General features: G+C 61.4%; 13 protein-coding genes and 1 pseudogene. 2 read left to right on the top strand and 12 right to left on the bottom strand.

The features are described from left to right. Positions 1–236: 236 nt before the first annotated feature. Together ACESMT_RS13845 and ACESMT_RS13850 are read left to right on the top strand one after the other, a co-directional pair. Complete coding sequence (locus ACESMT_RS13845; RefSeq protein ID WP_372827189.1) at positions 237–812, top strand: GIY-YIG nuclease family protein; 576 nt, start codon at positions 237–239, stop codon at positions 810–812. Between the two features lie 836 nt (positions 813–1,648). Next, positions 1,649–2,248, top strand: a complete 600-nt coding sequence (locus ACESMT_RS13850; RefSeq protein ID WP_372827178.1) for a DUF427 domain-containing protein — start codon at positions 1,649–1,651, stop codon at positions 2,246–2,248. 182 nt (positions 2,249–2,430) lie between these two features. Here ACESMT_RS13850 and ACESMT_RS13855 read toward each other — a convergent pair whose 3' ends face one another. From ACESMT_RS13855 to ACESMT_RS13910, 12 genes and pseudogenes are all read right to left on the bottom strand, one after another. After that, positions 2,431–3,042, bottom strand: a complete 612-nt coding sequence (locus ACESMT_RS13855; protein ID WP_372827179.1) for a DUF6036 family nucleotidyltransferase — start codon at positions 3,040–3,042, stop codon at positions 2,431–2,433. Beyond that, a complete protein-coding gene (locus ACESMT_RS13860) occupies positions 3,039–3,503 on the bottom strand; it encodes a type II toxin-antitoxin system Phd/YefM family antitoxin (protein WP_372827180.1) in 465 nt (154 codons plus the stop codon). The genes ACESMT_RS13855 and ACESMT_RS13860 overlap by 4 nt, the downstream gene beginning before the upstream one ends. A gap of 148 nt (positions 3,504–3,651) precedes the next feature. Continuing rightward, positions 3,652–3,951, bottom strand: a complete 300-nt coding sequence (locus ACESMT_RS13865; RefSeq protein ID WP_372827181.1) for a HigA family addiction module antitoxin — start codon at positions 3,949–3,951, stop codon at positions 3,652–3,654. A gap of 37 nt (positions 3,952–3,988) precedes the next feature. Next, a pseudogene (locus ACESMT_RS13870) lies at positions 3,989–4,075 on the bottom strand (peptidase); the annotation flags it as partial. 50 nt (positions 4,076–4,125) lie between these two features. Beyond that, positions 4,126–5,283: an aminotransferase class V-fold PLP-dependent enzyme gene (locus ACESMT_RS13875; RefSeq protein ID WP_372827182.1), complete on the bottom strand. Its 1,158-nt coding sequence runs from the start codon at positions 5,281–5,283 to the stop codon at positions 4,126–4,128. 350 nt (positions 5,284–5,633) lie between these two features. Continuing rightward, positions 5,634–6,053 (bottom strand): GntR family transcriptional regulator, encoded by a 420-nt coding sequence (locus tag ACESMT_RS13880; RefSeq protein WP_372827183.1) that lies wholly within the window; start codon positions 6,051–6,053, stop codon positions 5,634–5,636. Positions 6,054–6,294: 241 nt separating this feature from the next. Next, on the bottom strand, positions 6,295–7,329 hold the full coding sequence (locus ACESMT_RS13885; RefSeq protein WP_372827184.1) for a DctP family TRAP transporter solute-binding subunit: 1,035 nt from the start codon (positions 7,327–7,329) through the stop codon (positions 6,295–6,297). Between the two features lie 46 nt (positions 7,330–7,375). Then, the gene (locus ACESMT_RS13890; RefSeq protein ID WP_372827185.1) at positions 7,376–8,674 is read right to left on the bottom strand and encodes a TRAP transporter large permease; all 1,299 of its coding nucleotides are present in this window, start codon (positions 8,672–8,674) and stop codon (positions 7,376–7,378) included. 103 nt (positions 8,675–8,777) lie between these two features. After that, positions 8,778–9,302 carry a TRAP transporter small permease gene (locus tag ACESMT_RS13895; protein ID WP_372827186.1) on the bottom strand — a complete coding sequence of 175 codons (525 nt, stop codon included), beginning with the start codon at positions 9,300–9,302 and terminating at the stop codon, positions 8,778–8,780. 96 nt (positions 9,303–9,398) lie between these two features. Continuing rightward, entirely contained in the window at positions 9,399–10,355 is a 957-nt protein-coding gene (locus ACESMT_RS13900; protein WP_372827187.1) for an alpha-ketoacid dehydrogenase subunit beta, read from the bottom strand. Further along, positions 10,346–11,317, bottom strand: coding sequence for a thiamine pyrophosphate-dependent dehydrogenase E1 component subunit alpha (locus ACESMT_RS13905; RefSeq protein WP_372827190.1), 972 nt, complete (start codon positions 11,315–11,317; stop codon positions 10,346–10,348). The genes ACESMT_RS13900 and ACESMT_RS13905 overlap by 10 nt, the downstream gene beginning before the upstream one ends. Before the next feature lie 111 nt (positions 11,318–11,428). Next, positions 11,429–11,651, bottom strand: a 223-nt coding sequence (locus ACESMT_RS13910; protein ID WP_372827188.1) for an HAD-IA family hydrolase, incomplete at its 5' end; no start/stop codon positions are given.

Genomic DNA, 11,651 nt, shown 5'->3' on the forward strand with positions numbered 1-11,651 from the left:
ACCTTCTTCACCGACCAGGGCGTCTTCAGTCCAAGAAGGTGTTCGTACAGCGCGGTATCTTTCATGGCACAGGCAATCAATTTGGAAAACTGAATTGTGCTGGAGTGAAGGAAAATTCACAGTGGATTCGACGAAGAACCACAATTTGTTTGGCCATCAGTTCTCTTGCAGGCGTGGAAATGCTATCGCATCTTTTACACGGAAAGCTGAGTCGGCTACCAACGCACTGGACCGCCATGAGTATTGATATTAATTTCAGAAAACGTGCAGTCGGCAAACTTCCCACCGACATTGGTGTTTATGTACTGTGCGACTTAGATGAAATTCCAATTTACGTGGGGCAATCTACGGATGGCATTCGCAGACGTGTTGGCCGACATTTAACATCTGCACGATCTGACATCATCGCGAACCGCCAAATTGATGTTTGGGAAATCGCTTATGTGTGGGCGTATCCCACACCACGGGAAGAAATCGCTGCTTTAGAAGCTCAACTATTTCACCACTTTGATAGCAAATCGAAGTTGATGAATGGCACGATTCCCCAAAAGGCAAAAAGGGGTAAGGTCCCCAATCCCTTTTTTCGCGTACAGGTAATGCCAGATGAGGAACTCAAGAATAAGAAAGATCCTGCGCAGCGCTTGCCACGGCAAGCTGCGCACTACGCGCAGATAGTGGGACACTTTCTCGATGTCAAAAACTCTCGGCAAATTGCCAGAGCCATGACATCGCATTTTGTACGCCTTCAAAAATATCATGATCAGCTATTACGCGCTGCCACCGAGGCACCTGAGGGCGATGGTGATAGCTAATACTTGAAAGTCTGCGATGGGGACAATCCAAGTTTCATTTCAAAACAGGCTCCATGCAGAAGCTTCTTGGTTACCAGTGCTCTAGCCTTGGTAGTCCGGCACAGCTTCCGCCACCTTCCCCGTCCTTCAACCGGATCCATCACCCCAGCCAAGGTCAGAGCCGTCTTGTGCATGTTGTGCGACCTCTCACACGATCCACGCCGACGTACAGACCTCTTCCCAGGTCGGCACTTGAAGATACCTCCTGCATACCGAACTTATAGGCAGAGCGGGCTTTGCGAAATGCTGTGCTTGGTACCCTGGCATCTGCCCACTCTGAATGCAACCCATGCCCACTACTCGCACTTTCTACTCATAAAACCCAATCGGATGAACCTGAATACCCAACCGCACCGTCTCACCCAGCGTAGCCGCCGGATGCAGCGAAGCCACCCGCACGGCCTCCTCCCTGTCCACCGCCTCAATGATGAAAACCCGCCGACCAACTCCTTCGCTTCGTCATAGGGGCCGTCGGTGACCAGCGGCTTGCCGCCGCAAGGACGCAGGGCAAAGGCGGCTTGCGGGCCGTCGAGTGAAGCGCTGACAACCAGCTTGCCGGTCTTTTTCAGCTCGGCGTCTTTGGCCGGGCACTGGCTCACCAGGGCCTGAACGTCGGCAGACGCCAGCCGCCCGGTCAGTCAGCCCAGGCGCTACGACTTTGATAGCTGCTTGCGCTTTGCAGATAAGGGCTGGAGGCCAATTTGATGCATAGACTGGCAAGTTGGGCGACCAGCCTGGCGTCATGGGCGTTTTTGGCAAGGCGGCCCGGGCTTGCACCTTGCCTGCAGAATAAGCCGATGCCTGACACCCCATCCAAAGCCTCCACAAACTCACCGCCTCCAGGCACGCCCAAACTCATCTGGCTGGAGGCCGCGCGCGCGCACTGGAACTGGCGCGGTCAGTCGCGCCCGCCGTTTGCGGTAGTGCCGGGGCCGGGTCAGGTGTCAGTGTGGGACTTTCCGAGGCCACCACAGCTGTTGCAGGACAAGCGCGAGGTGGTGATCCGTTGGGGCGGCCAGCAGGTGGCGCGCAGCAGCCGTGCGGTGCTGGTTCTGGAAACCTCGCACCCGCCCAGCTTTTACATCCCGTGGGATGACGTGGACCGCGCCTTGCTGCGGCCCGGCAGCGGCAACTCGTTCTGTGAGTGGAAAGGACCTGCGAGTTATTGGTCACTGGTGAGCGCCGTGCGCAGCCTGCCCAACGTGGCGTGGAGCTACCCCAAGCCTTTGGCCGGAGCCGAAGCGATAGCCGGGTGTGTCGCGTTTTATCCGGCCGATATTGAATGTTCGGTGGACGGCGACCGGGTCACGCCGCAGCCCAGCGGGTTTTATGGCGGATGGATCACGCCTGAGCTGGTGGGCCCGTTCAAAGGGGCGCCAGGAAGCAGCGGTTGGTGAGAGGCACCCCTTCGCCTTCGGGTCGTGGGCATGGATGCTGGATCAAGTCGGGGATGACAAACCAGCGCTGCAAGCGCTATTAATTACATAGCATATTGCGCACGTCAAATAAGGGCTAGAGGCCAATTTGATGCCCAGGCAAAGGTCTCAACCCAGCACCGACTTGTTTGACCTTGCCGTGTTCAAGAACCGCCTGGCGAAAAGGGCGGAGCAAGTCCGGTCGGATCTGCGGGCAGCCCTTCCCCGCGAGCGTTCTTGACGGTCTCAAACCAGGCACGATCCTCTGCTACCAGCGCTCTAGCCTTTTGCGCTTCCTCGGTGTCGAAGAAATTCGTGGATCGCAAACGGGCGTTGACGATGGGCATCGACACGACGCCAGCGAGGATTCCCGCCTGAATCCATCGTCGATCGCGCGGCTCACCGCGTGCATATTTGGAGAGAGCCGCATCGTTGGGATCGAGGAACCAGGCTCGCACGCCATCGCGCTCGACCTTGATCAGCCGGTCCTGCCAGCCATCGGGCAGGCTTGGCAGCTCGGGCGAGACAGCGTCGAGGAAAAACCCCGATTTCTGGTGGTAGGGCGAATTTTCACCCAAGGCTGCGACGACGTCGAAAATGCGGCCAGGATCGGCCTGGGTGTAGCAGTCAACGTCGTTGGACATCGTCATCGAATCCGGAATCTGAAAGCTTTCCTCCAGACCCAGGATAGAGAGGCTTCCGATGACGACGAAATCTTGATGGCCAGACAGGGCTTTGGCTTCGCCCAGCAGCTGGAAAAGAGCGTCCTGATTCACGCGTGAACGCCCACCCAGGGCGAGTTTTGCCGCAGGGACGTGCCCCAGCCTTCGACGTCGGAGACCATCGCGGCTGCCATTTCGCGCGGGGGCATGCTCAATATCTGCTCCCACTTGTTGATGTAGTCGCTGCTGCACAGGCGCTCGTTGCGCCAGCGCTCAACCATGAGGCGCGCCGCTTTGATCAACGGGTCGCGTTTGGCTGCCGGCAAAGTGGCCAGGTCGAAAGCAATTCGTTGATGCCTGATGAGCCGATCTTTCTCGATCAGGGCCTGCTGCGCTCTGGCGAGCTGGCGAGCTGACACCCCTTGATCATTGCGTTGAACCCGCGCGAAAAACTCTGGCGAAGCCATGATCGCCTGAACTTTTCCGTGCTTCTCAATCGCCACGGGCGCTGCGCCTGAAGCTTTCAGAAGCTGTCCAAAGCGCTGTTTGGCATCTGTTGAAGAGAACTGTTCCATTTGTGGGTCATGCAATAGTTTCGTCCATTTTTATACAAAATGTCCAATTTGTCCAGTTCTGGAGACTGCCTGGATTGCCCTGCAGCCCTTTTTGCAGCGCGAGGGTTTGCCCTTGGCCCACCCTCTCTGTGCACGCACCTGCCAGACTTCAAGCTGGCTGCGCAGCAGCGGCTGGCCGCCTGGCTTTTTTGACTTTGACATCACCCTTTTTCTTTGCTTGCCAAAGGTCATACTGACCCTGCATGCGCAGCCAGATCTCGGGGCCGTTGCCAACCCACTTGCCAACACGCAGTGCCATCTCAGCCGTGATGGCAGAGCGCCCGTTGATCACACGCGACAGCGTGACGCGCGACACACCCAACTGCTCTGCCGCTTCGTTCACGCTCAACTGCAATTCGGGCAGAACGTCATCCCGAATGATCAACCCGGGGTGGGTGGGATTGTGCATAGTCATCTTCATCAGCTTTCATTGTGCAAACACACCAGTGGTAGTCCTGGTAGTCAACCAGCACGGCGTCCTGTCCCTCAAATCCAAAGGTCAGCCGCCAGTTGCCGTTTACCCACAAAGCAATAAATCCTGCAATTGCAGGATTTATTGAGGGGTGACTGCGCGTTCGCGTTGTCAGGCCACGGCTTCGGCCACCTGCTCCGTCACGCCAATCCGGTCCAGCGCATCAGCGAGCTGGCTGACGGTGCGGTCGGCATGGTGCCACTTTTCCAGGCCGAACAGGCCGATACGGAAGGTCATGAAGTCGGGGCCTTCGTCGCACTGCAGCGGCACGCCGGCGGCGGTTTGCAGGCCTTCGGCCAGAAACTTCTTGCTGGACTGGATCTCGGGGTCGGTGGTGTAGCTGACGACGACGCCGGGGGCCTTGAAGCCTTCGGCGGCCACGCTGACCAGGCCGCGCGATTCAAACAGTTGGCGGACCTTGTTGCCCAGGTCCTGCTGCTCGGCCTTGACCTTGGCAAAGCCGTAGGCCTGGGTTTCCTTCATGACGGCACGCAGGCGGGTCAGGGCGTCGGTGGGCAAGGTGGCATGGTAGGCGTGGCCGCCTTTTTCATACGTCTCCATGATCTGCAGCCACTTTTTCAAATCGCAGGAAAAGCTGGAGCTGGTGGTGCCGTCGATAGCGGCCCTGGCGCGCTCGCTGAGCATGACCATGGCGCAGCAGGGTGAGCTGCTCCAGCCTTTTTGCGGGGCCGAGATCAACACGTCGACGCCGGTGGCTTTCATGTCGACCCACATGGCGCCGGAGGCGATGCAGTCAAGTACAAACAGGCCGCCGACGGCATGCACGGCCTCGGCCACGGCCTTGAGGTAGCCGTCGGGCAAGATCATGCCGGCAGAGGTTTCGACGTGCGGGGCAAACACCAGCGCCGGCTTTTCACTGGCAATCGCGGCCTGCACTTCGGCAATCGGAGCGGGCGCCCACGGGGCTTGTGCGCCCTTGCTGGCCTGACGTGCCTTGAGCACGGTGGACGAGGCGGGGATGGCGCCCATGTCGAAGATCTGCGTCCAGCGGTAGCTGAACCAGCCGTTGCGGATCACCATCACGTGTTTGCCGGCGGCAAACTGGCGGGCCACGGCTTCCATGCCATAAGTGCCGCTGCCGGGCACCAGCACGGCGGAGTGCGCGCCATAAACTTCCTTGAGGATGCTGGAGATGTCGGTCATCACGCCCTGGAAGCTTTTGGACATGTGGTTCAGCGCGCGGTCGGTGTAGACCACCGAGAATTCAAGCAGGCCATCAGGGTCAACGTTGGGCAGCAATCCAGGCATAAGGTGCACTCGGGTAATGGGAAAAATCTCGAGCTGCAGCTTAGCACGGCGTGCCTTTTCAGCGAGGCTCCGGGTCTTGCGCCCGCGCAGGCTTTCAGAGGCGGCCGCCAGACGATCGCGTCGCTGTCGTGCTGGAAGGAATGCGCCATCCCTGTTTTCAGACGGCACCCGTGCGTCGCCAGCATGGCTCCCGCAGTCCGGGACGACAAATCGGGGCGTTGAACGCTATCAATTAAATAGCTGCTCGCGCTTGCCAGTTATGGGCTGCAGGCACATTTTATGCCTAACGCCGCGCGATAACACCCTGACCACCATCCACTCGCATCGCCGCTCGCGCGAAGCCCGCCGCTTTAGCCCAGCAAGGCCTTGGGCATGTTGACGATGATGTCGGCCACGCCGCGCGTGCCGTGGCCGGGACTCATGTGCAAAAAAATGGTGGATGCAGCGGCTTTGCTGTCGCTGGCCTGAATGGCGTTCACGATTTCAAGGTGATGGGCATAAGAAGTCTGAATGCGGCCGACCGAGCCAAAGGCCTGTTTGCGGTAGGCGCCGGTACGGGTGCGCAGGCGCAGGATCTCCTGGCGCAGGCAGGGGTTGCGCGAGCCACGGTACAGGATCTCGTGAAACTCCATGTTGACCGCCTGCCAGCCCTCTTCGTCCTCATTTTCAACAACGACGGCAGCGTTGAGGTGCAACTCGGCAATCGCCGTGCGCTCCTCGGGAGACATTCGCTCACACGCAAAACGCGTCAGCGCGACCTCCTTTTTCAATCACTCATTTGCAGGGGGATCTGGCCTGTCAGCCGCACTATGGCGAGACCGACGCGTTGCAGGACTACCTCGCACATCTGGACACGGCTTGAGGCGGCGGTGTTCGACGTCCTTTAGCTGCTCCGCTTTTAATAGCTGCTGGCGCTCGCCCAATAAGGGCTGAAGGCACATTTGATGCATAAAATCCGCGTCAGAAAGCGAAAAAGCCTCCCTAAGGAGGCTTTCTGTAAACCGCGGCAGTTTACTTCTTGCGCGCAGCAACGGCTTTTTCAGCCGAGGTTACGAGGTCCACGCCGACGGTGGTTTTCCACTTGTCATACACCGGACGGGTAGCCTTGACGAAGACTTCACGCTCGGCCGGGGTGAGCTGGGTCACCGTGACGCCCATGGAGGCGATTTCTTTCAGCAGCGGCTTGTCGGCTTCGATCAGGCCTTTGCGGGCCAGCACGATTTCCTGCTTGCCAGCGTCGATGGCAGCCTGGCGCACGATGGCTTGGTCGGCCGGCGTCCAGGAAGCAAAAACTTCCTTGTTGACGACGAAGATCAGCGGGTCAGCCACATAACCCCAGGTGGTCACGAACTTCTGGCCCACGGTGTGCATCTTCAGCACGGTGAACAGAAACAGCGGGTTCTCCTGGCCGTCCACCGCGCCGCTAGACAGCGCGGGTTGTGCATCGGCCCAGCTCATTTGCGTGGGGTTAGCACCCATGGCGCTGAACATGTCGGAATAAATTGGCGAGCCGACCACGCGGAACTTCATGCCCTTCAAGTCGTCGGGCGACTTGATGGCGCGCTTGGAGTTGGTCAGCTCGCGGTAACCGTTTTCGCCCCAGGCCAGCGGCACGGCGCCGGCTTTTTCAACGATGGCGAAGATCTGCTTGCCGACCTCACCTTGGGTCAGCGCGTCGATGGCAGCGTAGTCGGGCATCAGGAAAGGCATGGAAAAGAGGTTGAGCTCCTTGATCTGCGGCGACCAGTTGATGGTCGAGCCGACGGCCATGTCGATCACGCCCTGGCGCAGCGCGCTGAACTCGCGCGTCTGGTCGCCCTGCACCAGGGAGACGCCTGGAAACAGCTTGATGTTGATGCGGCCAGCGGTGCGCTCTTTCACGAGGTCAGCCCAGATCTGGCCGGCCATGCCCCATGGTGTCGGCGGACCAAGCACCAGCGACATCTTGTATTCAGGCTTGTAGGCGGCTTGCGCCACGGCGCCAGTGCCGAAAGTCAAAGCGGTTGCAGCCAGGGCAAGGCCCAGCAGGGTGCGACGAAGTTTCATGGAGTCTCCTTTGGTTTAAATAAGCGAACTGACAACTTGCAAAAAATCAATAACCGAGCTTGCGCGGCAGCCACAGCGCAAGCTCTGGGAAGGCGATGACCAGCACCATCACGATGGCCATCGAGAACAGCATCCAGCCGACCCAGCGCACCGTGGCCTCCATCGGCACCTTGGCGATGCGGCAGGAGACCATCAGGTTAACAGCGAGCGGCGGCGTGAACTGGCCCAACGCGACCTTCAGCGTGAGGATGACGCCGAACCAGACCGGGTCCCACTTGTAGTGGTTGACGATGGGCAGCAGCAGCGGCACGAAGATCAAAAAGATGGACACGCCGTCAAGGAACATGCCAACGGTGACCAGCAGCAGGATCAGCAGCGCCAGCACGCCGTATTCGCCCAGGCCCGAATCGACGATGGCGCGGGTGACCGGGTCGATCACGCCCAGGGTGGAAAGCGAGTAGGCAAAAATGCCGGCCAGAGAAACCACCAGCAAAATGATCGCCGACAGTTCGCCCGATTCGCGCAGGATGATAAACAGGTCGCGCACCCGGATGGTCCGGTAGATCACCATGCCGACGAACAAACCATAAAACACGGCCACCACGGCGGCTTCGGTCGGCGTAAACCAGCCAGCGCGCATGCCGCCGAGGATCAGCACGGGTGCGGCCAGGCCCCAGGTGGCTTCGCGAAAGCTCTTCCAGAAAGCCGGCCGCAGCATGGTGGCTTCGAGCGCGCCCATCTTGTGTTTGCGCGCCATCCAGACGGCGGGAATCATCAGCGCCAGGCCGGCCATCACGCCGGGGATCATGCCGGCGGCAAACAGCGCCGGCACGGAGGCGCCGGGCACCATGACTGAATAAACGATGAAGGCGATCGACGGCGGGATCAGGATGTCGGTGGCGGCGGCGGCACCGACCACGCTGGCCGAAAACGCTGGCGGGTAACCGGCGCGGCTCATCGCCAGAATCATCACCCCGCCCACGGCGGCGGCATTGGCCGGGCCGGAGCCAGAGATACCGCCCAGAAACATGGCGACCGCAATCGCCACCAGCGGCAACATGCCGGGACCACGGCCGACGATGGCGACGGCGAAGTTGACCAGGCGCAGCGCGACACCGGATCGGTCGAAGATGGAGCCGACCAGCACGAACATCGGGATCGCCAGCAGCGGGTATTTGCCGAGGCCGGCGTAGAAGTTTTGCGGCACGGCCAGCAGGCCGAACCACTGCACGTCGGAGTTGGCCAGCGCGATGCAGACAGCGCCGGCGAGTCCAAGGGCTGCGCCAATCGGCACGCCCATCAGCAGCAAAACAACAAAGGCAATAAAGAGCAGCGTCGGGATCATGGGAATGTGACCCCCACGCTTGTCACTTTGTGTACGGCGCCTATCGAAAACACCTCCTCGCCTTGCGCTGCGGTGCTAGTCCCCTTGGGAACGGCCCGGCGGCTCATGCCCGCCGCCCGCGACGGATGAACAGGCCCAGCGCGCGGCCGGCGATCGCCACCGACATGACGGGCAGCCAGATCGTGTACCACCACTGCGGCACACCAATGCCGGGCGATGTTTCGCCGTACTTGATGTCGTCGTAAACCATGCGTGTGCTGAGTACGGCGATCAGCGCGAACAACAAAAACACCATGATGGCGCCGAAACGTGCCAGCGCGCGCTGGCGAGCGGCAGGGCCGTTGTCGGCAAAGTACTCAATGCGGATTTGCCGATTGCGCGCGACCGATGCGGATCCTGCGACCAGCGCGAGCACGATCATCAGGAAGACCGAGAACTCTTCGGTCCACGCGAAAGACTGGCTGGTGAAGTAGCGCACCAGCACGTTGGCAAAGGTGATCAGCGCCAGCAGAGCCATCACCATGACGGTCAGCCAGTCCTCGATCGCCAGCGGGATGACGGTGACCTCGTCCTGGTCAGAAGGCTTGGGCGAATCGCCCGGCAGGGGGGTGGTTTCAGGCTGTGACATGGTGTGGAGGCTGGAGATTAGGGCCAAAGCGGGTGCCCGGCCATTGGGGGATACCTTGAACGAATGCCTTGAAGCGTGCGCTGAATAGGGGGCAGTTCAGCCCAGCAAGCGGCGCGCGGCGGCGGCGATGTCGGCCGCAGCGATGCGGGACTGGGCTTCGAGCACGGGGGCATAACCGACGGGAATACGCGGCGCGCCCAGGCGCTGGACCTTGCAGCCCACGGTTTCGGCGACGGTGGCGGCGATTTCAGCGCCAAAGCCGGCAGCCTGCACCGCCTCATGCACCACCAGCAATTTTCCGGTTTTGTGGCAGGAGGCCAGCACCGCTTCGCGGTCCCAGGGCCAGATGCTGCGCAGGTCGATCAGCTCGACGGCTATGCCTTCCTTCGCCAGCGCTTCGCAGGCGTCGGCGCACACCTGCACCTGCCGGCTCCAGCTCACCAGCGTGAGGGCGCTGCCGGCGCGCACGGTGCGGGCTTGGCCCAGCGTCGCCAGCTCGTCGGTGTTGACCGGGCCACTCAGGCCCCAAAGCGTCTTGTGCTCCATATAGACGACCGGGTCGCCGCTGGCCAAAGCTGCGCGCAGCATGGAGTAGTTGTCTTGGGGCGTCGCGGGGCAGACCACCACCACACCGGGCAGGTGCGCAAACCAGCTCTCCAGCGACTGCGAGTGCTGCGCCGCCGACGAGTCCCAGATGCCGATGGGCATGCGCACGACCATAGGCACACGGCCCTGGCCACCAAACATGAAGCGGTTCTTGGCCGCCTGGTTCACGATTTCGTCCATGCCGCAGAGGGCAAAGTCCACCACGCGCATTTCGACCACAGGGCGCAGACCGGCCAGCGCCATGCCAACACCAGCGCCCAGAATGGCGGCCTCGCTGATCGGCGTGTCGATCACGCGCTCGCCGCCGAAGCGCGCCTGCAGGCCCTTGTACTGGCCGAAGATACCGCCGCGACCGACGTCCTCGCCGATCACCACAACATTGGCGTCGGCCTCCATCTCATACGCGACGGCCAGCGCGGCCGCTTCGGCGTAAGTCATTAGCGCCATGTGCCGGCTCCAGTCGTCTGAACATCTGTGAACGCGGAGGCTGCATCTGGCCAGGGCGCAGCGTCGGCGCCGGCCACGGCCGCCGCCACTTCATCGGTGGCGTGGCGCTCGATGGCTGCGAGCACATCCTTATCACCGCCGTCCTGCACGTACTGCGCGCGGACGCGGGCAATCGGGTCGGTTTTCAGCGCTTCCTGCAGTTCATCGGGGTTGCGGTAAGCGGCCGGGTCCACCGAGACGTGACCCTTGACGCGATAAGTGATGGCATGCAGCAGGCGAGGGCCAACGCCAGAGCGTACCTCTTGCACCAGCGCAGCGGCGGCGTCAAACACGGCCAGCACGTCGTTGCCGTCCACCTTGACGGCAGGGATGTCGAAACTTTCGGCACGCACCGAGGCGCCCTCACCGGCCGTCATCGGGCCGCTGGCGGTGGTGGCGCTCCAACGGTTGTCTTCGCAGACAAAGAGTACCGGCAGGCTGTAAACCTGGGCCCAGTTCAAGGCTTCCAGGAAGGGGCCGCGGTTGATGGCACCGTCGCCGAAAAAACAGACGGTGATGGCGTCTCGCTTCTGGAGTTTTTGTGCATGGGCGGCGCCCACGGCAATCGGCAGGCCGGCCGCAACCACGCCGTTGGCGCCCAGCATGCCGACCGAAAAGTCAGCAATGTGCATGGAGCCGCCCTTGCCGCCATTGAAGCCGGTGGCCTTGCCGAACAGCTCGCTCATCATGCCCTGCAGGTCGGCACCTTTGGCCAGCGTGTGGCCGTGCCCGCGGTGGGTGGAGGTCAGGTAGTCCTCGCGCTTCAGATGCGCGCAGACGCCGGCTGGCACCGCCTCCTGGCCGGTGGATAGGTGCAGCGGGCCGCGCACGCGGGCGGTGCCGTCGGCGGCCTTGCCGTACGCGCTGACGCCACCCTGACTGGCAATCTCGGCTGCGTTTTCGAAAGCCCGGATACGGACCATGGTGCGGTACAACGCCGCGAGTTGTTCTGCCTTGCCGCTCAAAAGTGTCTCCGACTGCCTGAATGGCCTTTATTGATATGTATGCATTGTATTGGGCGCCAGGGCCGGGTTTTACCGGAGGTGGCCGGGGAGCTCGCCCATGTCGGTGAATAGCCACGTCGCACCGGCTTGGCACAGCGCGGCCGGTGCGTCATGCCCGGCCTCCGCCGGGCTGTAGCCAAACACCGTCGCCCCGGCAGCCACACCAGCCATGACGCCGGGTACGGTGTCTTCGACCACCGCGCAGCGGGTCGGGTCAACACCCAGCGCGGCGGCAGCGGCCAGGTACACATCG

It is taken from the genome of Polaromonas sp. (assembly GCF_041689105.1).
Taxonomy (GTDB): Bacteria; Pseudomonadota; Gammaproteobacteria; order Burkholderiales; family Burkholderiaceae_C; genus Polaromonas.

What these genes read in the sequence shown, in the direction of transcription:
- ACESMT_RS13845 (WP_372827189.1), top strand. Translation starts at nt 237, where the DNA reads ATGAGTATTGATATTAATTTCAGAAAACGTGCAGTCGGCAAACTTCCC.
- ACESMT_RS13850 (WP_372827178.1), top strand. Translation starts at nt 1,649, where the DNA reads ATGCCTGACACCCCATCCAAAGCCTCCACAAACTCACCGCCTCCAGGC.
- ACESMT_RS13860 (WP_372827180.1), bottom strand. Translation starts at nt 3,503, where the DNA reads ATGGAACAGTTCTCTTCAACAGATGCCAAACAGCGCTTTGGACAGCTT.
- ACESMT_RS13865 (WP_372827181.1), bottom strand. Translation starts at nt 3,951, where the DNA reads ATGCACAATCCCACCCACCCCGGGTTGATCATTCGGGATGACGTTCTG.
- ACESMT_RS13875 (WP_372827182.1), bottom strand. Translation starts at nt 5,283, where the DNA reads ATGCCTGGATTGCTGCCCAACGTTGACCCTGATGGCCTGCTTGAATTC.
- ACESMT_RS13885 (WP_372827184.1), bottom strand. Translation starts at nt 7,329, where the DNA reads ATGAAACTTCGTCGCACCCTGCTGGGCCTTGCCCTGGCTGCAACCGCT.
- ACESMT_RS13890 (WP_372827185.1), bottom strand. Translation starts at nt 8,674, where the DNA reads ATGATCCCGACGCTGCTCTTTATTGCCTTTGTTGTTTTGCTGCTGATG.
- ACESMT_RS13895 (WP_372827186.1), bottom strand. Translation starts at nt 9,302, where the DNA reads ATGTCACAGCCTGAAACCACCCCCCTGCCGGGCGATTCGCCCAAGCCT.
- ACESMT_RS13900 (WP_372827187.1), bottom strand. Translation starts at nt 10,355, where the DNA reads ATGGCGCTAATGACTTACGCCGAAGCGGCCGCGCTGGCCGTCGCGTAT.
- ACESMT_RS13905 (WP_372827190.1), bottom strand. Translation starts at nt 11,317, where the DNA reads ATGGTCCGTATCCGGGCTTTCGAAAACGCAGCCGAGATTGCCAGTCAG.